Here is a 19,440-nt window from a genome sequence, read left to right on the forward strand (position 1 = left end):
GGCGTTCTTCAGGTCGCGGTATGCCTGGTTGTCGGGCGAAATTGTTCCTTCCGTCGCTCCAGACCACCTTCAGCTCGCCCCACGTACGGCCGCCGTCCTTGGAGCGGCGCATCACGAGGTTGATGTTGCCGTTGTCGTCCGCGTCGCCGAGCCGGTCCTCGGCGAAGGCGAGCAGGTCACCGGACCTGGGCGCCTGCACGATGGCGGGAATGCGGTACGTGTGACTCCCTCCGGGAGTCCAGGGTGCGGCGGCTGGTACGAGGCTGGCTGGGCATGTACGTCTCTCCTCCACGTCGGGACACGTCGCCGGCGAGGCCGGTGACTCGACTCTCGAGACAACGGGAGTTGTCCGTAAGCCCAGTTCAGGGGAATGGACAATGGAGCTACGTCGTGGACGCCGCCGTTCCGGTTCTTGCGCTCGGGCCGGTTCAGGCCAGCGCAGAGCTGAACACGTAGCCGAGTGAGTTGGTCGCCCAGTGGAGTCCCGTGGGGGCGAGCAGGCTGCCCGTGCGGTGTCGCAGGTAGCAGAACAGGCAGCCTGCCGCTGCGGTGAGGAGGACCGCGCCGAAGGTGGCCAGGACGGTGCCGAGGGCCGTATGCCCGAAGAGTGAGCCCACCGCCTGGTTGGAGTCGGTGAGATGGCGCGATGGCAGGATGTGCCAGAGGCCGAAGAGTACGGAGGAGAACAAGGTGGCCGCGACCGGGCCGCGGGCGCGCAGCACCAGTCCGTAGAGCACTCCGCGGAAGGCGACCTCTTCCAGCAGCACCGTGCCGATCGGCACCTTGATCAGCACCCGGCCGACGACCTCCGCGCCGCTCAGTCCGCTCGCCCTCTCGTCCTCGAACAGCTCGCGGGTGACGGGCATGGCCGCCGCGCACAGGTACACCGCCGCGACGATCCCGACCAGCGCGAGCGCCCAGCCGAGACCGCGGCGCAGCGTGTCCCGGGACAGTCCGAGGTCGGCCCACCCGCCACCGGCCCGGAAAGTGATCGCGATCAGCGCGGCCGAGGCGATCGCGGAGCTGAGCACGATCCAGGACGGCGCCCACCGGTTGTTGAGCAGGTTCGTGAGCACCAGCAGCGTGACGGCGGCCACCAGCGCTGTCCCAGTGGACATCGGGCCGCTCTGCCTGCGCTGCGAAAGCTCTGTCACCTCACTCGCCCTCGTTGTGGAGCACTGATCCTCAAGGCGTCGGCTACCCCTGGCGGGTCGCCACCACCATCCGGCAGCGCGGACTGCCGTCGTCCCTGCGGCCGAACTCGGGGAGTGTCTCCAGGTCCACGACGAAGCCGGCGCGGATCAGTTCGCGGCGTACGTCGCTGAGGCGGAAGGCGCGGTAGTACATGACGAACGGGGGTCGCCACACCGCGTTGCGTACGCGCATCGCTGTATCGAAGGCGAGGAGCGCCCAGTAGCCGGGAGAGCCGGGGCGGGCCGGAGCCACGACGGGGAAGGCGAACCGTCCGCCGGGCCGCAGCACCGAGTGCACCTGGCCGAACAGCCCCGGCAGTTCGCGCGGCAGGAAGTGGCCGAACGCCCCGAAGCTCACCACCAGGTCGAAGGCCGGCCCGAACGGCAAGGCGCGCACGTCGCCGCGTACCCACGCCACCGGCGGCCCGGCGGGACGCGTCTGTTCGCGGGCCACGGCGAGCATGCCCGCGCTGATGTCGACGCCGGTGATCCGCTCCCGGCATACGGTGCGCAGCACGTCGATGCCCGCGCCGGTGCCGCAGCACAGATCGAGCCCGCTGTCGAAGGGTCCGATCCGCTCCAGCGCCCGGGCGACGGAGCGCAGGATCGGGTCCGGCGTACGGAACGGGGTGTGGTCGAACTTCGGCGCGAGCAGGTCGTAGCCGTGCTCGACGGACGACAGCGCCTGAACGGCGAGCTCGCGGAACGTGGGGCCCTCCGGGGTGAACATCGCGGCCAGCTTAGCCAGGCATGAGCGCGCTGTGGTGCACACGGGGCGAAGGCCTCTTGTGCACCACAGCGTCCTCGGCTGAAGCCCTCAGCTCCCCAGGCGGAGGCCCGCGAGCCAGATGTCTGGCTCGCCCGGCCCCCTGCCTCCGGGTGCACCGGGTGCCAGAGGGCGGTGGCACAGGCGCGGAAGGAAATAAACCCGGCCCTAGGCGGGGAAGTCCGCGGGCATCGCCCGCCAGGAGATCCCGCCCGCGACCAGGTAGCGGATCGCGTCCAGCATCTGGCGGTGGCAATAGCCTTGCGGCTGCCCGCCTCTGCCGTGGAGCCAGGACGGCACCGGCAGCAGACCAGGAACCCTGTTCGACCCGCACGTTCCATGATCCGTTGAGCGGCTTCTCAGTAAAGGCGACGTTGGCCAGGACACCTCGTCGCAGGATCGACCAGTCCCCTCCAGCGGTACGTCAGTCCTGGATGAGGGCCAGCTGCTTCTGGATTTCGCGGGGGTTGGTGTCGCCTGCGACCTTCTGCAGAAGCGGGGTGTGGTCGAGGATGAAGTCCCGGACCGGCCGCAGTGGTGCCGGCGCGTGGTGGAAGACCTTGCCGAGAATCCATGCTTGCTGGACCTGCCGGGCGGTGTGGGGCTTGCGCGGGTCCTCGTAGCTTTGCAATGCACGCTGTACGGCGGTGGGGTCGGTGAGGTCGACGCCGCGCAGGGCCCTGCCGAGGAAGTAGCCGTCCTCGATGGACATGCCCGCGCCGTAGGCGGCGTAGGGCGAGGTCGGGTGTGCGGCGTCGCCCACGAGGGTGGCCCGTCTCTTGGACCACTGCTTCAGGCGGGGCCGGTCGCGCAGCACCCAGCGTTGCACGTTGTCCGGCTCTGTCTGGGCGATCAGCCCGGGCAGGGGCGCGGGGAACTCCGCGGCCAACGCGGTGGCCGCGGCCTTGAGGTCGGACGGTGCCGGGGCGTCGGGGTCGGTGGCGGTGAGTACCCACCACTGGAAGCCGTCGCGGCCCTTGTGCCGGATCGATGTCCAGCTTCCCTGCACTGTCCTGCTGTGCGTCAGGACGCACATGTTCGGTTCGGTGCCGGGGACGTTGGTGAAGGTGAATCCGCCGAAGATGTGCAGTCGGTGCTCGCGCTTGGGCGTATCCCCCCACAGCGTGCGCCGTACCAGCGAGTCGATGCCGTCGGCGCCGACCAGTACGTCGTGCTCCGCTGTGCTGCCGTCGGCGAAGTGCAGAGTGACCGCCTGTTCGTTCTGCTCGATCCGGGTCACCTGCTGGTTGAACCGGAGGGTGCCCGGCGGGATGGCGGCGAGCATCCGCTCGTACAGTTCGGGCCGTAGCAGTCCGATGAACCCGCCGCCGTATGCGCGCTTGGTCTCCGGGTCCTGCTTGACGTGCACGCGCACGTGGCCACGGAGGTTGCGGAACTCGGAATCCGTGGGGGAGCCGAGGTCTTCGGTGTCCACTCCGAGTGCGCGGAGCGCCTTCAGGGGCGGCGGCCACAGGTTGAGGATGTTGCCGGCCGGCCGCGCCTCGCGGTAGCGCTCGTAGACGGTGACCTCGTGACCGGCCTGGGCTATGGACAGGGCCGCGGCCATACCGGCCGGACCGGCGCCGAGGACGGCGACGCGGCCGCCGGGGTTGTTCGGAACAGGCATGGGGACACCTCGCGTCATCGGGAGGAAAACAGTAGCGAGCGCTACTGTTAGCCGCAGACTGTAGTGTGAACTACGGTTCAGTCAAGACCTGTGCATGCACCTGGGGAATGGGAGGCTGAGGTCATGGGCGAGGCCCAAGCGGCGCAAGCGGCCGACCTGGAGATCCGGCCGCCCAAGCAGCGCCGCAGTCGCGAGGCGTGGAACCGGGTGCTCGATGCCGGGGTGTCCATCCTGGAGGACGGCGGGTACGAGGCGTTCACCATCGCCGCCGTATGCGAGCGGGCCGAAGTCGCGCCGCCGGCCATCTACGCCCGCACCACCAGCAAGGACGCTCTCTTCCTCGCCGTCTACGAGCACGGCATCCAGCGCCTGCGCGCGGAGCAGCAGGTCTTCTCCGACAACAGCCGATGGGCAGACCTGCCTCCGGCCGAACTCGTCCGCGCAGCAGTGGCCGAAACGGTCGGCATGTCCCTGCGCCACGAACGGTTCCTACGGGCCGTCGTCCTGACCTCCGCGTCGCATCCGGAAGTCCGGCGCCGAGGTTCCCGCTACGGCCAGGAGTTCGGGAACGGATTCGCCAAGGTGGTCCTTCGGGCGGCGGACGCCATCACGCTCCCCGACGTCGAGACCGCGGTCCACTCCTGCTTCAGCACCGTCTTCGCCGCGTCGGTCATCCGTGTCGCCTACGGTCCGGAATTCGCCAGGCCGGCACCTGTCGAGGACGACGCGTTCATCGCCGATCTGGCAGAGACGGCGGTGCGCTACCTGCTGTCTGCCTGACAGCGTTTGGCCCGAACCTCTGCCATCTACGGCACCGCTGTCCCCCAGCTTCACCACACGGTGGGGATCGCGCGCTCACACACCCGACCGAAGCACCCGGTTCAGAAACACGTACTCACCCCACCGACGAACGCCCCCTACGCCGATCGACACTCCGCGAGCCGCTTCTCGAGAAAACGCCGCTCCGCTTCGTTCTCCACCAGCTCCAGCGCCCGCGCGTACGCCTCGGCCGCCTCCCCCGTCCGCCCCATGCGCCGCAGAAGATCCGCGCGGGTGGCGGGCAGCAGGTGGTATCCGGCCAGGTCGCCCGCCTTCTCCAGCTCGGCCAGCAGGGCCAGCCCCGCCTCCGGTCCCTCGGCCATGCCGACCGCAACCGCGCGGTTGAGTTCCACCACCGCGGAGGGCACGAAGCGCCTCAACTCCCCGTACAGCGCGGCGATATCGGCCCAGTCGGTGTCCTCGGCCGTGGCGGCAGTGGTGTGGCAGGCGGCGATGGCGGCCTGGATCTGGTATGGCCCCGGCCGGCCGCGGCGCAGAGCGGTTTCCAGCAGGGCGGCGCCCTCGTCGATCGCAGCGCGGTCCCACGCCGTACGGTCCTGGTCCTCCAGCGTCACCAGATCGCCCGCCGCGTCCACCCGCGTGCCCCGCCGGGCGTCGTGCAGGAGCAGCAGCGCGAGCAGGCCGAGCGTCTCGGGCTCGTCGGGCATGAGCCGGGCCAGCACGCGGGCGAGGCGGATGGCCTCCGCGCACAGGTTCGTACGCACCAGATCGGCGCCGGACGTGGCGGCGTACCCCTCGTTGAACAGCAGGTACACCACGCCCAGCACACCGGTCGTGCGCTCGGGCAGCAGATGCGCCGGCGGTACGCGGTACGGGATTCCGGCGTTACGGATCTTCCGCTTGGCCCGCACCAGGCGTTGCGCCATCGTCGCCTCGGGTGCGAGGAAGGCCCGGGCGATCTCGGGCGTGGTCAGCCCCGCGAGCGTACGCAGGGTCAGGGCGACCCGCGCCTCCATGGGCAGCGCCGGATGGCAGCAGGTGAAGATCAGCCGCAGCCGGTCGTCCGTCACCCCGCTGTCGTCCTCGTCGTCCGGGTCGTACGGCCCGTCGTCCCGCGCCAGCACCGCCACCTCCCGCAGTTTCGCCGCCCCCACCGCCTCCCGGCGCAGCACGTCCAGGGCCCGGTTGCGCGCGGTCGTGGTCAGCCAGGCGCCGGGGCGGCGCGGGACTCCGTCGCGCCGCCACCGGTCCAGGGCCTGCGCGAAGGCGTCCTGCGCGCATTCCTCGGCGAGGTCCCAGTCGCCGGTCACCCTGATCAGGGTGGCGACAACCTGGCCCCATTCCTCGCGGAAGGCGGCGGCCACCGCCTCCTCGACGTCGTTCACTCCCAACCGTTCACTCCCAGACCGGCCGCACCTCGATGGAGCCGCCGCCGAGCGCGGCGGGATGCCTGGAGGCGAGTGAGATGGCCTCGTCGAGGTCGGCGACCTCGACGATGTCGATGCCGGCGACGTACTCCTTGGACTCCACGAACGGCCCGTCGCTGAGCAGGACTTCGTCGCCCTGGACGCGCACGGTGGTGGCGTCGCTGGCCGGCCTCAGCCGTGCCCCGCCCTTGACGATGTCGCGGCTGCGCACCTCGTCGATGTACGACGTGAAACGGGGATCGTCGGCGATCTGTTCGGGGCTGAGTTCCTCGCCGCCGACGGGGGTGCAGATGAACAGTGCGTACTTCATGACCGGTTCTCCTCCACGCCTGCGTCGAACGGGACCGAAAGGTGCTGGTGGACGATCTGCCAGCGGTCGCCCGCGGCGCGATAGCCGGTGGTCACCCGCACCGTGGTGTCCAGCGGCTCGCCGGTGGTGAGCGTGGCGCGCTTCCGGACGAGGGAGTGGCTGAACGCGACGCTCTCGTCCACCCGGACGCGGAACTCCAGCACGTCACGGCTCACGGGTCCGGTGACCGTGGAGAACCACCATTCCTGGGCCTTGCGGAAGGCGTCGATCCCGCGCTGCTCGAGACCGCTCATGGGGTGGAAGACCTCGACGTCGGGCGCGTAACAGGCCGCCATCCGTTCGATGTCCCGCTCGCGCGTGGCCTGCGTCAGCTCGTCGTCGAGGCGGCGGATCTCTCCCTTGGCGTCCTCGTCCTCCCAGAACGGGCGCACCTCCATGGCCCCGATGGTCGCCACGGGATGCCTCGCGGCCGCCTCGATGGCCTCCTCCATGCTGTCGCACTCGAGGATGTCGTACCCGGCGACGTATTCCTTCGTCTCCGCGAACGGCCCGTCCGTACGCAGCACTTCACCGCGACGCACCCGTACCGTGACCGCCTCGGCGGGCAGCCGCAGCCGGTGGCCATGCAGTCGTACATTTTCCTGGGCGCTCAGCTCCTCGACCCATGGTTCGACGGGGGCCATGCCGGATGCGTCGGCGGTGTCGTCACCGCAGACCAGCAGCATGTACTTCATGGTTCCTCCTGGTGCTCATGAGGTCCTGACACCCCACCGACGAACGGGCCGGCGCCGAATCGACACCTCCCCATGATTGTCCTGCCGGACGGCAGCCACATCCGGAAGCACCAGGGAGGATCGGGGAGTTATTCCCACCCGGAGCCCGTCCGCGGTTGGATACGTTCATGACCGACGAGCACGAGCGGATGATGCGCGCCAACCAGGCCAACTGGGACGCCCGTACCCCCGTCCACCTCGCCAGCCGGTTCTACGGCCTTGACACCTCCCTCGATCCGGAGCGCTGGTTCGCCGCCTGGGAGTGGGAGGACCTCGGTGAACTGGCCGACCGTGACGTCCTCCACCTCCAGTGCCACCTCGGCACGGAGACGATCGCCTTCGCCCATCGCGGCGCCCGGGCGGTGGGTCTCGACATCTCCGAGGCGTCGGCCAAGGCCGCGGCGGACATCGCCGGGCGTGCGGGCGCCGACGTCGAGTACGTACGGGCCAATGTGTACGACGCCGTGGAAGCCCTCGGCGGGCGACGGTTCGACGTCGTCTACACCGGCAAGGGCGCCCTGTGCTACCTGCCCGATCTGGACCGCTGGGCGGCGACGGTCGCTCAACTCCTGCGTCCGGAGGGCCGGTTGTACATCGCCGAGTTCCACCCCCTCCTCAACTCCCTGGGCCCGAAGCCCGCCGAGGGCGAAGGTTCCGAACTCCTGTTGCGTCACGACTACTTGGGCCGCGGGACAGCCGTACACCGGACCGGCAGGTACACGTACACGGACGGCCCGCCGGTTCAGGGCGCGACCGACAGCTATGAGTGGATGCACGGTCTCGGCGAGGTCGTGGGCGCTCTGGTGGGAGCCGGTCTGCGGATCGAGCGGCTCCGGGAGAGCGACGAACTTCCGTGGCCCCGCTGGCCCGAGATGAACCGCACCTCGTCCGGCTGGTGGCGCCTGCCGGACAGCTCCCCGCGCATCCCGCTCCTGTACGGACTTCTCGCCCGCCGCTGATCAAAATCCTGCCGTGCTACGGTTGTTCTAGCACTCGCGTACGCCCCTTCTAGGGCGCCGGTGCTGGTCTCATCTCAGTCAGCTGATCCGCCCGTCCTTTTCCGACCGGCGAAGCAGCTTCTCAGCACCACCTCTCTTCACTCACGTACGGCCATGGGCGTTCCCGCCCGCCGCACGAGAGGTGATGTCTCCGCCGTACGGGGCGTGACCATGCCGCCCCGTCATCCGGCCTCTCCCCTACATGACCCCCGACCACATGCATTCGTCCGCGAAAGGACCCACCCACATGACCACCACACTCGAACGCCCGCCCACTTCGCACACGCAGGAGCAGGCCACCGGCGTACTCGACATCACCCCCAACGGACAGGGCCATCTGCGTGCCACCGGCTGCCTGCCCGAGTCCACCGACCTCCAGGTCTCCCCCGCGCTGATCCGCCGGTACGGCCTGCGCAAGGGAGACCTCGTCGAAGGCGTAGGCGCAGCAGTACGCGGCAAGCAGCGCGCCCTCACCGGGATCGAGCGCGTCAACGGCCGCTCACCCGGAGAGCTGCGCTCCCGCCCGCACTTCCGTGACCTCACACCGCTGCACCCGCGCGAGCGGCTGCGGCTCGAACACCCGGCGGGCGGCCTGACGACCCGGGTCATCGACCTGGTCTCGCCGATCGGCAAGGGCCAGCGCGGGCTCATCGTCGCCCCGCCGAAGACCGGCAAGACGGTGCTGCTTCAGCAGCTGGCCGCCGCCGTGGCCGGTAACCACCCCGAGTGCCATCTGATGGTGGTGCTGCTCGACGAGCGTCCCGAGGAGGTCACCGACATGCGGCGTTCCGTACGCGGTGAGGTGCTGGCCTCGACCTTCGACCGGGCGCCGAAGCAGCACATCGCGCTCGCCGAGCTGGCCGTGGAGCGGGCCAAGCGGCTGGTCGAGGCGGGGCAGGACGTCGTGATCCTTCTGGACTCGCTGACCCGGCTGTGCAGGGCGCACAACAACGCGGCCGCCACCGGTGGCCGCACCCTCAGCGGCGGTGTCGACGCCGCCGCGCTCGCCGGGCCCAAGCGGCTCTTCGGTGCCGCGCGTCTTGCCGAGGAGGGCGGTTCGCTCACGATCCTCGCCACGACACTGGTGGAGACGGGCTCGCGTGCCGACGACTTCTACTTCGAGGAGCTCAAGAGCACCGGCAACATGGAGCTGCGCCTGGACCGCGCGCTGGCGTCCAGGCGGATCTTTCCGGCCGTCGACATCACGCCGTCCGGCACGCGACGCGAGGAACTCCTGGTTCCGGCAAGTGAGTTGGCGGCGGTACGAGGTCTGCGGCGCGCCCTGCACTCCCGCGGCGACACGCAGGCGGGCCTCGAAACTCTGCTGGAGCGGATGCGGGACACGCCGGACAACGCCACGTTTCTGCGTCAGGTCCAGCAGACCGTGCCCGGAGGCCGGTGAGCCTCCCCCGCCTGCAAGGCCGTGGCCCCGCTGCGGCATCCGGGTGCTCGATGCCGCGGCTCGGCCCGGGGAGCCGGGGATGTCCCCTGGCCATTCCTACGTTTGCGGTATGACCATCGGACTCTCTTGCCGTGTCGCCGTCTGCTGCTCCGCCGCCTGGATGGCCACCGCGCTGGCCTTCGCACCCAGCCCCGCTGCCGCGGCACATACCGGAGCCGACGTCTCCACCGCGCCTGCCGAAGCCGAGCCGCTCGCGCCGAGCCCGTCGGCCTCGAAGCCCACGGGACTGTACCGGTCCGGGACGCACGTACGGCTCGGGGACGGGGCGCCCAAGATGCCCGCCAAACTCTCCGCCCGGTCGTGGCTGGTGGCCGACGCGGGCACCGGTGAGGTGCTAGCCTCCCGCAACGCGCACCGCAAGCTGCCGCCCGCCAGCACCTTGAAGGCTCTCTTCGCGGTGACCTTGCTGCCGACGCTGCCCGCAGCGATCCAACAAACCGTCACGGAGCGGGAGTTGAAGGGGGTCGGGGACGGCAGCAGCCGTGTCGGCGTCGAGGCGGGGCGCACCTACCGTGCCTCTGACCTGTGGCGGGGTGTCTTCCTCAACTCTGGCAACGACGCCGTGCGCGTCCTGGCCGCGTTGAACGGCGGCTGGCGTGCCACTGCCGCCCAGATGCAGACCAAGGCCCGCGCGCTCGGCGCCCGCGACACGCGGGTTGTCTCGCCCGACGGATACGACACGCCGGGCCAGGTGTCGTCCGCGTACGACCTGGCTGTCTTCGGGCGGGCAGGGCTGCGCAACGCGGACTTCGCCCGGTACTGCGCCACGGTGACGGCCAGATTCCCGGTCAAGGGCCGGTCGTACGACATCCAGAACACCAACCGGCTGCTGACCGGAGCCGACGGAGTCGAGCCCTATAGGGGGCTCATCGGCGTCAAGAACGGTTACACCTCCAAGGCGGGCAACACGCTCATCGCCGCCGCACGCCGGGGCGGGCGCACGTTGGTCGTCACGGTGATGAACCCTCGGTCGGGCGGCCGCTTCGCCGTCTACGAAGAGGCGCGCTCGCTGCTCGACTGGGGCTTCGGGGCCGCCGGGCGTGTCGAGCCGGTGGGCTCGCTGGTGCCCTCGCGTTCCGTACCGCAGGCGGGCCCGGCGCCGGTGCCCGCGGCCATGGTGGTCGCCGACGGCTCCGACCGGTGGGCGGCGGCGGGGGCGATCTCGGGCGCGGCCTGTCTGGGTGCGGGAGCCGTGGCCGTGGTGCTGCGCACCAGATGGTTCACGCGTGTCTGACCGACGGGCAGGGCGAACAGCAGGCCGAGGGTGATCCACACGTAGAGGTTGCTTCCGAGGAAGCCGTCGACACCGGACGCGTCGTCGAACCACAGCCACACCACGCTGCTGCACAAGAGCACGTACGACACGCCCGCGGCCCACAGCAGCCGCCGGCGCCGCAGCCCCTCCTCGACGAGGATCGCGAAGGACGGCAGCAGCCAGACGAGATGGTGCACCCAGGTGATCGGGCTGACCAGGCAGGCGACGAGCCCGGTCAGAGCGAAGGCGCCCATCAGGTCGTCGGCGGCGATGGCCCGGTGGGCGCGCCAGGCCCAGACGCCCAGGACGGCGAGAGCGGCCAGCGCCCAGACGATACGGCTCGGTTCGGCGGGGTCGGCGAGCCGAGCCAGTACGCCCTGCAGGGACTGGTTGGACACATAGGCGAGGCGGCCGATGCGGGTCGTGTCCCAGACGGCCTCGGTCCAGTAGAAGCGGGAGGGATCTGGTGCCGCCCAAGCCGCGAGGGCGGTGGCGGTCGCGGTGACGGCCGCCGCGACCGAGGCAGCGCGGGGGCGCCGGGCGAGCAGCAGCAGAACGATGAAGATCGCGGGCGTGAGCTTGATCGCGGCGGCAAGCCCGATGCCGACGCCCGCCCGGCGACCGCGCCCGGTGGACAGCAGCCAGGCGTCGACGAGGACGAGTGCCAGCAGCAGAAGGTTGACTTGGCCGAAACTGAAGGTGTCGCGGGCGGGCTCGAACATGGCCAGCATGCAGATGGCCAAGGCGAAACCGAACCAGCCGTGTCGGCGACGCAGTTCGCGCGGCATCAGGATGCCTAGGACCACGGCTGTCGCCGCGAGGTTGAGGAGCAGTCCGACGGCGATCGCGGCGTGCAGTCCGAGGAGCGCCATCGGGACCATGCTGACCGCCGCGAAGGGCGGGTAGGTGAAGCCGTACGTCGTCCCAGGCACGTGGTAGTCGTAGATCCGGCCGCCGTGGTGAATCCAGGCGTCGATGGCCCCGTGGTACACCCGCAGGTCGAACCAGCCGCGCAGCAGCGGCACGGTCGCGGTGAAGACCGTCACGGCGGCGACGAGGACCAGGACGAGGACGAGCCGCCCCCGTTCCGTACGCGGAAGCCTCATGCGGTGCGCTCCAGGACCGGCGCGTTCGCCGTCTGGTGGGCCTGCCAGAGCACGACCACCGCGAGCACGCCGCCCGACACGGCGAGGACCAGTTGCTCCAGGTCCGGTGGGCTGCCGCTGGGCAGGACGCCGAGTGCGAGCACTCCGGTCACGGCGGCGACCCGGTGGCGTACGGACGTGCTGGGGGCCGCGGCGGCGATGAGGAACAGGCCCCACAGGGCGTACCAGGGCCGGATGGCCGGACCGAGGACCGCCACTGTCGCCAGGCTGAGGCCGAGTGCGTAGACGGGGCTGAGCCGGGGGCGGCGCAGCCATATGGCGAGTATGACGACGACGGTGACGACGAGTCCGAGGGCGTGCCAGGCGGGCAGCGCGAGGGGCGCGAGATCGCTGCCCAGATCCTGCAGCAGGGACTCCGTCGCGCGGCCGAGGACGCTGGTGGGCGACCAGTTGTGCGGCGAGATGGGTGTCTTCAGGGCGCTTATCCAGCCGTATCCCGTACCGGCGACGGCGGTTGCTACGACGGTGGTGGCGAGCGCGGCGGCCCCGGTGGTCACCGTGGCCTTCAACAGGCCGCGTCCTGCCCGCACTTGGAGTGCCACGACGGCTGCGAGTCCCAGTAGGGCCGGGACCTTGACCAGGGCGGCGAGCGTGACGAGTACGGCGCCGAGGACGGGCCAGCGGCCGAGCGCTGCCACCAGTCCGATGCCGAGCAGGCCGAGCATGATGGCGTCGTTGTGCGCACCGGCGACGAGGTGCAGCAGTACGAGCGGGTTGAGTGCGCCGAGCCACAGCGCGGCGGCCGGGTCGGCGCCGCTGTGCCGGGCGAGCCTCGGCAGGGCGGCGGCCATCAGCGCCACGCCGAGCACCGCGACCACCCGCATGCCGAACAGCCCGGCCGGTACTTCGCCCCGCGTCAGCCCGGAGAGCGCGGAGGCGACGGCGAGGAAGGCGGGACCGTACGGTGTCGCGGTGTGCTGCCACACGGGCGCCACCTCGTCGGCGAGCGGCCCGCCGAGCCGTGCGGGACCGTGGGTGTAGACGTCCATGTGCGCGTCGACCATGGCGCCCTGCGCGAGGTAGCTGTACACGTCCCGGCTGAACAGCGGGGGCGCGAGCAGCAGCGGCGCGGCCCACACCCCCAGAACGACCAACAGGGCGCGTGGAGTTGGCGGTTCGGGTCCTCGTATCACCCGCCCCAGCAGGGCCCAGGCGGCGATCAGCAGCACCACCCCGAAGTACACACCCACCAGGCCGAGCGCCGCCCGCGCCGAAGCCGGGGCCAGCAGCTCCCGCACCGGCAGGGCCCCGGCCGTCTCACCCCCCGCCGCGAGAAAGCCCGAACCGACAAGTCCGAGCAACTGACAGCGACGCAGATCGACGGAGAAACCCATGGCCAACACTCGGGCAGCCTGTCAATGTCGGGTGGCGAGAAAGCGACGTATGTCCCTCTGATCGGCAGCCGAGATGTGACCGCCGTCTGACCGAACGGCGACCAACCTTCAAATCCGCCTGAGAACAGCCCCCTCAGAACACGGACAATCCCGTCAGCGTCGTGAAACGCTCCAGGGCCGCGACGCCCGCCACGGAGTTACCCCGTTCGTCCAGGCCCGGGCTCCACACGCACAGCGTGCAGTGGCCCGGGACGACGGCGATGATGCCGCCGCCCACGCCGCTCTTGCCGGGCAGGCCGACCCGGTACGCGAACTCGCCCGCGGCGTCGTAGGTGCCGCAGGTGAGCATGACCGCGTTGACCTGCTTGGCCTGACTGCTGGTCAGCAGGCGCGTGCCGTCGGCCCTTAGGCCGTGGCGGGCGAGGAACCCGGTGGCGAGGGCGAGGTCGGCGCAGGACGCCTCGATGGAGCACTGCCGGAAGTACTGCTCCAGGAGCACCGGGACTGGGTTGCCGATGTTTCCGTACGACGCCATGAAGTGGCCGAGAGCGGCGTTGCGGTCGCCGTGGGAGGCCTCGGAGGCGGCGACGTCCTTGTCGCTGGCGAGCTGCGGGTTGCCGCTCTCCGCGCGCAGGAAGTCGAGGAGAGTGCCGGCCGCGTCGCCGGTCTGGGTGTGGAGGCGGTCGGTGACGACGAGGGCGCCCGCGTTGATGAAGGGATTGCGCGGGATGCCGTTCTCGTACTCCAGCTGCACCAGCGAGTTGAAGGGGTTGCCGGAGGGCTCACGCCCGACGCGCTCCCACAAGTCTTCACCCCCGCCCGCCAGAACGAGGGCGAGGGTGAACACCTTGGTGAGCGACTGCGCGGAGAACGGCTGCCGCCAGTCCCCCACGCCGTACACCGTGCCGTCGAGTTCGGCGACGGCCATACCGAAGCGGCGCGGGTCGCAGGCCGCGAGGGCCGGGATGTAGTCGGCGGGGCGGCCACGTGCGGGCATGTTCTCGATCTCGGCGGCGATGCGGTGGAGTACCGGCTGGAAGGCCGGCGACGACGTGAACATTTTGCCTCCGGCGGTTGAGCGGTTGGGTTCGTTGTCGACTGACGGTGCGTTGTGATTGCTCGCGCATCCCCGCGGGGGTGCCTCCGGCGGTTGGGCGGGTGCGGGTTGTGTGTGGCTGGTCGCGCCCACGCGGCGGAGCCGCAAATTGACACAGCCCCGCGCCCCTTGGGTGCGTGGTGGGTGCGGGGCCGCGGTCCGGTGCGTCAGCCCGTCGCCAACAGGGCATACGGCCCCTTGCTTCCACAGGGTTCTGGTGTGCCCAGACCGAAGCTAAGCGACGGGCATAGGACGCACCGGCCCACGTCCCCTCCCACCGGCGGGAAGCTGCGGGTTTCGTTGTGGCTGGCGAGCATGGCGACTGGTGAGCTTTGTGGCTGGCGGTTCGGGGGCGCCCCGTTAGGGGCGCGGGGAACTGCGCGACAAGCCACAACGCACCGCAGCCGCGACACGAAGTGTCACCCACCACCCCCTGGCGGGGGCCTGGGGCGCAGCCCCAGTTTCGGGAAGGGGCGGGGCTGGGGAAAGGAACCTCCCACACCACTCAGCCCGCCCGAGACCCCGCCAACACCTCCGGCCGCAGCAGCGCGGCCAGCCGGTCGGGCGGCAACAAGCCCTTCTCCAGGACCAGTTCGGCAACGCCGCGCCCCGTCGCGAGGGCCTCCTTGGCGATGCCGGTGGCCGCCTCGTACCCGATGTACGGGTTGAGCGCGGTGACCAACCCGATCGAGTTCTCGACGGCCTCACGCAGCACGTCCTCGTTGGCCGTGATCCCGGCGACACATCGCTCGGCAAGCGTCAGACAGGCGGCACGCAGATGCGTGATGCTCTCGGACAGGGAGTGCAGAATGACCGGCTCGAAGGCGTTCAGCTGGAGTTGACCGGCCTCCGCCGCCATGGTGATGGTGACGTCGTTGCCGATCACCTCGAAGGCCACCTGGTTCACCACCTCGGGAATCACCGGGTTCACCTTGCCCGGCATGATGCTCGAACCGGCCTGCACGGGTGGGAGGTTGATCTCGTTGAGGCCCGCCCGCGGGCCCGACGACAGCAGCCGCAGATCGTTGCAGCTCTTCGAGAGCTTCACCGCGATCCGCTTCAGCACCCCGGACATCTGCACGAAGGCTCCGCAGTCCTGCGTGGCCTCGACGAGGTTGGCGGCAGTGACCAGCGGCAGCCCGGTGATGTCCGCGAGGTGCCGGCGCGCGGCCTCTGCGTACCCGGCGGGCGCGTTGAGCCCGGTACCGATCGCCGTCGCGCCCAGATTGATCTCGTGGATCAGCTCGACCGCCTCAGCAAGCCGACTGCGGTCCTCGTCCAGCATCACCGCGTACGCCGAGAACTCCTGACCGAGTGTCATCGGCACCGCGTCCTGCAACTGCGTACGCCCCATCTTCAGCACGTCACGAAATTCGACGGCCTTGGCGGCAAAGGCGTCCTGCAGCACGGCCATGGCCTGGAGCAGCCCGCGCACCGCGAAGATGGTGGCGACGTTGACGGCGGTCGGGTAGACGTCGTTGGTGGACTGGCCGAGGTTGACGTCCTCGTTCGGGTGCAGAAACTCGTACGCGCCCTTGGGGTGACCGAGGAGCTCCAACGCCCGGTTCGCGACAACCTCGTTGGCGTTCATGTTCGTCGAGGTCCCGGCACCGCCCTGGATGACGTCGACGACGAACTGGTCGTGCAGCTTTCCGTCGCGGATCTCCTGGCAGGCCGCGACGATGGCCGCCGCCTTGGCAGGCTCGAGCAGGCCGAGTTCCTCGTTGGCGCGGGCGGCGGCCTCCTTCGCGGCGGCCAGGGCGTCGATCAGGTGCGGGTAGGCGGAGATCGGGGTGCCCGTGATGGGGAAGTTCTCCCTGGCGCGCAGGGAGTGGATGCCCCAGTACGCCTCGGCGGGGACGTCACGGTCGCCGAGCAGGTCGTGCTCGCTGCGATGGGCTGCGGCGGCGGTCATGTCGGTGCGGCTCCTCTTTCAGGAGAAGGGGTGGATCAGGCCTGCGTGAGCGGATCAGGCCTCGGTCAGCGGTTCCAGTGCGCGGGCCGGCCGGATGCTCCCGACCACCTCCCCGCCGCCGAACAGCGGCGCCTGGGCGAATTCGGCGAGTACGTCCGGGTCGACGCCGCTGCGTGCGAGGGCGGCGGCGACCACGGGCAGCCGGGCCCGGTCCGCGCCGTCCGCGATCTTCACGGCGACCGCCCGCCCGTCGGGCAGCGCCGCGACGTGTACGCCCTCGAAGCCGTCCTTGGTGAGCAGCCCCGGCACGGCCCGCATCAGCGCGGCGACGTCGCGGCCGGAGCCGGACGCCATTTCGGCGTGCTCGCGCATCGCGTCGGCCACCCGCGCCTCGGGCGTGCCGGGCGGTGCGGTGGTGATCCGGGCGGCGGCGCGCGCCAGCCCGTGCAGCGATACGGAGAACAGGGGCGCACCGCACCCGTCCACCGTCACCGCCGCGATGGCCTGCCCGGTGAGATCTTCGACGATCTCCGCGATCGCTTGCTGGAGCGGATGCGCGGGCTCGAGGTAGTCGTCGAGCGACCAGGCGTTGAGATGTGCCGTGTAGAGCATCGCCGCGTGCTTGCCCGAGCAGTTCTGCGCGAGCCGCGACGGCAGCCGCCCCTCACGCACCCAGGCCTCCCGTACGACCGGGTCGTACGGCAGGTCCGGCACATTGCGCAGCGCGTCCTCGGGAAGCCCGGCCTGCTCCAGGATCCGCCGGGTGCCGGCGAGATGCCGCTCCTCGCCGGAGTGGCTGGCCGCGGTCAGCGCGAGCAGTTCCCCGTCGAGCGGCAGCCCGGCCCTCAGCAGCGCCACGGCCTGTACGGGCTTGAGCGCCGAGCGCGGGTAGAAGGCCGCCTCGATGTCGCCGATCTGCAGCTCCACCGTGCCGTCGGCGGCGAGCACGACGACCGAGCCGTAGTGGATGCCCTCGATGACACCGCCGCGTACGAGCTGGGCGACGGGTGCGTGCAGCGGCTCCCGGATCGCGGGCGCCTCGGCGACTGAACTGGCCTGTTGGGCAAGGGCGTTGGGGCTCACGCGTCGGCTCCGGACTTCTGTATGGCGGCCACTTTGCGCCGTACGCCGAACCATCCCGCCACCAGCGCCGCCACGATCAGCGGCAGACACAGCACGGTCGTACGTCCCGCTCCCCCGTCGGCGTACATCAGCACCAGCACGGAGGCGAGGAAGAACAGCGTGACGAGCTCGGTCCAGGGGGAACCCGGCAGCCGGTAACTGGGCCGCTCCAGCTCGCCATCCTGCGTCTTCCGCCAGAAGACCAGGTGACAGATCATGATCATGCCCCAGGTGGCGAGGATGCCGATGGCCGCGAAGTTCAGCACGATCTCGAACGCGTCGTCGGGGACGACGAAGTTGAGCCCGACACCGAGTACACAGATACCGCTGGTGAGCAGGATTCCGCCGTACGGGACCTGGCTGCGGCTCATCACCGAGGTGAACTTCGGCGCCGAACCGGACATTGCCATGGAGCGGAGGATGCGGCCGGTGGAGTACAGGCCGGAGTTCAGCGAGGACATGGCTGCGGTCATCACGACCAGGTTCATCACGCCGCCCGCGGCCGGGATGCCGATGTTGGACAGCACCGTGACGAACGGGCTCTCGCCGGCGCTGTACGACGACCACGGCAGCAGCATCGAGAGGAGGACCACGGAGCCGACGTAGAAGAGACCGACGCGCCACATGATGGAGTTGATCGCCTTCGGCATGATCTTCTCCGGGTTCTCCGTCTCACCCGCCGCGACGCCGACCAGCTCGACGGAGGCGTAGGCGAAGACGACGCCCTGGACGATCAGCAGCATCGGCAGCAGGCCGTTGGGGAAGAGACCGCCGTTGTCGGTGATCAGGGAGGGGCCGGGGGTGGTGCCGTCCACGGGCTGCTGGGTAGCCAGCAGGAAAATCCCGATGAACATGAAGGCGACCAGGGCGCCGACCTTGATGATCGCGAACCAGAACTCCAGCTCACCGAAGTACTTCACCGAGATGAGGTTCACAGTGAGGACGACGGCGAGTGCGATGAGCGCGATCACCCACTGCGGAATGTCGGAGAACATGCCCCAGTAGTGGGTGTAGGTGGCGACCGCGGTGATGTCGGCGATGCCGGTGGTCGCCCAGTTCAGGAAGTACATCCAGCCCGCGGTGTACGCGCCTTTCTCGCCGAGGAACTCCCGGGCGTACGACACGAAGGCGCCGGACGAGGGCCGGTACAGGACGAGTTCGCCGAGGGCACGCACGACCAGGAAGGCGAAGATTCCGCAGACGGCGTACGCGATGAAGAGCGAAGGCCCGGCGTCGGCGAGCCGTCCGCCGGCACCGAGGAAGAGGCCGGTGCCGATGGCGCCGCCGATGGCGATCATGTTGACGTGCCGGGACTTCAGGGACTTGCTGTACCCCGCGTCGCCGGCGTCGACGTGAACGGCCTGCTTCTTCGGTATCTCTTCGTGGAGGGACTGCTCGCTCACTCCGGGGGCTCGCCTTCTGTGGGGGTGTCGGTGCTCTCGGGGCCGTCGGGGCTTTCGCTGCCCTCGGGGCGCACGATCGCGGTGAGGGTCGTCTCGACGCGGTCGAGGTGGTGGGCCATGGCTTCGGTGGCATCGTGCTCGCTGCCGTCGATCAACGCCTCGACGATCGCCCGGTGTTCGCGGTTGGACTGCTCGCGACGGCCGCCGAGTTCGTTGAGGAACGCGGACTGGCGGGCCAGCGCGTCGCGAATCTCCTCGATCACCCGTCGGAAGACCGGGTTCTGCGCGGCCTGCGCGACCGCGAGATGGAAGAGCGTGTCCATCGCCACCCAGGCGGTGGTGTCGGTCTCGCGCTCCATCCGGTCGAGCAGGTGGGCGAGATGGTCGAGATCCTCGGGCGTACGGCGGGCGGCGGCGTAGCCCGCGACGGGGATCTCGACATGGCGCCGGACCTCTATCAGGTCGCTGGCCGCGTAGTCGCCGAAGGTGGGGTCGACGACCGGCCCGTTCGAGACGACGAACGTCCCCTTGCCGGTACGCGACACGGTCAGCCCCATCGTCTGCAGGGCCCGCAACGCCTCCCGCAACACAGGACGGCTGACCTCGAGACTCCGGCACAGCTCCGCCTCGGACGGCAGCTTGTCCCCCACGGCGTACTCGCCGCGCTCGATCGCACTCCGCAGATGACTGAGCACCGCTTCCATAGCGCTGACGCGCCGGGGCACCGAGCCACCTGTCTGGCTGTCTGACAGGTTCACGGGGGTGATCCTGCGGGGAACGAGAGGTGGCTGTCAAGGGTTCGCGAACGACCGC

General features: G+C 70.1%; 17 protein-coding genes and 1 pseudogene. 4 read left to right on the forward strand and 14 right to left on the reverse strand.

The genetic code is table 11. The annotated features are described in order from the left end of the window. Positions 1 to 428: 428 nt before the first annotated feature. The 4 genes from OHT21_RS00820 to OHT21_RS00835 form a co-directional block, all read right to left on the reverse strand. The gene (locus OHT21_RS00820) at positions 429 to 1,118 is read right to left on the reverse strand and encodes a CPBP family intramembrane glutamic endopeptidase (protein WP_328766151.1); all 690 of its coding nucleotides are present in this window, start codon (positions 1,116 to 1,118) and stop codon (positions 429 to 431) included. A 79-nt stretch (positions 1,119 to 1,197) separates the two neighbouring features. Next, on the reverse strand, positions 1,198 to 1,923 hold the full coding sequence (locus OHT21_RS00825) for a class I SAM-dependent methyltransferase (protein ID WP_328766152.1): 726 nt from the start codon (positions 1,921 to 1,923) through the stop codon (positions 1,198 to 1,200). Positions 1,924 to 2,127: 204 nt separating this feature from the next. Then, on the reverse strand, positions 2,128 to 2,346 hold the full coding sequence (locus OHT21_RS00830; RefSeq protein ID WP_328766153.1) for a transposase: 219 nt from the start codon (positions 2,344 to 2,346) through the stop codon (positions 2,128 to 2,130). A gap of 37 nt (positions 2,347 to 2,383) precedes the next feature. Beyond that, positions 2,384 to 3,586 (reverse strand): FAD-dependent oxidoreductase, encoded by a 1,203-nt coding sequence (locus tag OHT21_RS00835; protein WP_328766154.1) that lies wholly within the window; start codon positions 3,584 to 3,586, stop codon positions 2,384 to 2,386. Positions 3,587 to 3,709: 123 nt separating this feature from the next. Between OHT21_RS00835 and OHT21_RS00840 the strand changes: the two genes are divergently transcribed. Continuing rightward, positions 3,710 to 4,366: a TetR/AcrR family transcriptional regulator gene (locus OHT21_RS00840; protein WP_328766155.1), complete on the forward strand. Its 657-nt coding sequence runs from the start codon at positions 3,710 to 3,712 to the stop codon at positions 4,364 to 4,366. Positions 4,367 to 4,503: 137 nt separating this feature from the next. Here OHT21_RS00840 and OHT21_RS00845 read toward each other — a convergent pair whose 3' ends face one another. The 3 genes from OHT21_RS00845 to OHT21_RS00855 are packed head-to-tail and all read right to left on the reverse strand — an operon-like array spanning position 4,504 to position 6,837. Beyond that, positions 4,504 to 5,757 carry an RNA polymerase sigma factor gene (locus OHT21_RS00845; RefSeq protein ID WP_328766156.1) on the reverse strand — a complete coding sequence of 418 codons (1,254 nt, stop codon included), beginning with the start codon at positions 5,755 to 5,757 and terminating at the stop codon, positions 4,504 to 4,506. A 4-nt stretch (positions 5,758 to 5,761) separates the two neighbouring features. Then, entirely contained in the window at positions 5,762 to 6,103 is a 342-nt protein-coding gene (locus tag OHT21_RS00850; RefSeq protein ID WP_328766157.1) for a YciI family protein, read from the reverse strand. Beyond that, entirely contained in the window at positions 6,100 to 6,837 is a 738-nt protein-coding gene (locus OHT21_RS00855) for an SgcJ/EcaC family oxidoreductase (protein WP_328766158.1), read from the reverse strand. The genes OHT21_RS00850 and OHT21_RS00855 overlap by 4 nt, the downstream gene beginning before the upstream one ends. Positions 6,838 to 7,004: 167 nt before the next feature. Between OHT21_RS00855 and OHT21_RS00860 the strand changes: the two genes are divergently transcribed. The 3 genes and pseudogenes from OHT21_RS00860 to OHT21_RS00870 form a co-directional block, all read left to right on the forward strand. Then, positions 7,005 to 7,835, forward strand: a complete 831-nt coding sequence (locus OHT21_RS00860; RefSeq protein WP_328766159.1) for a class I SAM-dependent methyltransferase — start codon at positions 7,005 to 7,007, stop codon at positions 7,833 to 7,835. Between the two features lie 241 nt (positions 7,836 to 8,076). Beyond that, positions 8,077 to 9,276 (forward strand): transcription termination factor Rho, encoded by a 1,200-nt coding sequence (rho, locus tag OHT21_RS00865; protein WP_443050303.1) that lies wholly within the window; start codon positions 8,077 to 8,079, stop codon positions 9,274 to 9,276. A gap of 334 nt (positions 9,277 to 9,610) precedes the next feature. After that, a pseudogene (locus OHT21_RS00870) lies at positions 9,611 to 10,291 on the forward strand (D-alanyl-D-alanine carboxypeptidase family protein); the annotation flags it as partial. Between the two features lie 35 nt (positions 10,292 to 10,326). Here the strand turns inward: OHT21_RS00870 and OHT21_RS00875 are convergent. The 7 genes from OHT21_RS00875 to OHT21_RS00905 all read right to left on the reverse strand — a co-directional run bounded on the left by OHT21_RS00875 (position 10,327) and on the right by OHT21_RS00905 (position 19,385). Further along, complete coding sequence (locus OHT21_RS00875; protein WP_328766161.1) at positions 10,327 to 11,697, reverse strand: glycosyltransferase 87 family protein; 1,371 nt, start codon at positions 11,695 to 11,697, stop codon at positions 10,327 to 10,329. Further along, the gene (gene mptB, locus OHT21_RS00880; RefSeq protein WP_328766162.1) at positions 11,694 to 13,091 is read right to left on the reverse strand and encodes a polyprenol phosphomannose-dependent alpha 1,6 mannosyltransferase MptB; all 1,398 of its coding nucleotides are present in this window, start codon (positions 13,089 to 13,091) and stop codon (positions 11,694 to 11,696) included. The genes OHT21_RS00875 and mptB overlap by 4 nt, the downstream gene beginning before the upstream one ends. A gap of 133 nt (positions 13,092 to 13,224) precedes the next feature. Then, complete coding sequence (locus tag OHT21_RS00885; RefSeq protein WP_328766163.1) at positions 13,225 to 14,151, reverse strand: glutaminase; 927 nt, start codon at positions 14,149 to 14,151, stop codon at positions 13,225 to 13,227. Positions 14,152 to 14,692: 541 nt separating this feature from the next. Then, the gene (aspA, locus tag OHT21_RS00890; protein WP_328766164.1) at positions 14,693 to 16,102 is read right to left on the reverse strand and encodes an aspartate ammonia-lyase; all 1,410 of its coding nucleotides are present in this window, start codon (positions 16,100 to 16,102) and stop codon (positions 14,693 to 14,695) included. 54 nt (positions 16,103 to 16,156) lie between these two features. Then, positions 16,157 to 17,185 carry an asparaginase gene (locus tag OHT21_RS00895; RefSeq protein ID WP_328766165.1) on the reverse strand — a complete coding sequence of 343 codons (1,029 nt, stop codon included), beginning with the start codon at positions 17,183 to 17,185 and terminating at the stop codon, positions 16,157 to 16,159. Further along, the gene (locus tag OHT21_RS00900; RefSeq protein ID WP_328766166.1) at positions 17,182 to 18,627 is read right to left on the reverse strand and encodes an amino acid permease; all 1,446 of its coding nucleotides are present in this window, start codon (positions 18,625 to 18,627) and stop codon (positions 17,182 to 17,184) included. Before OHT21_RS00900 ends, OHT21_RS00895 begins: the two co-directional genes overlap by 4 nt. Then, positions 18,624 to 19,385 carry a FadR/GntR family transcriptional regulator gene (locus tag OHT21_RS00905; protein ID WP_328766167.1) on the reverse strand — a complete coding sequence of 254 codons (762 nt, stop codon included), beginning with the start codon at positions 19,383 to 19,385 and terminating at the stop codon, positions 18,624 to 18,626. Before OHT21_RS00905 ends, OHT21_RS00900 begins: the two co-directional genes overlap by 4 nt. Between the last annotated feature and the right edge of the window lie 55 nt (positions 19,386 to 19,440).

It is taken from the genome of Streptomyces sp. NBC_00286 (assembly GCF_036173125.1).
Lineage (GTDB): Bacteria > Actinomycetota > Actinomycetes > Streptomycetales > Streptomycetaceae > Streptomyces.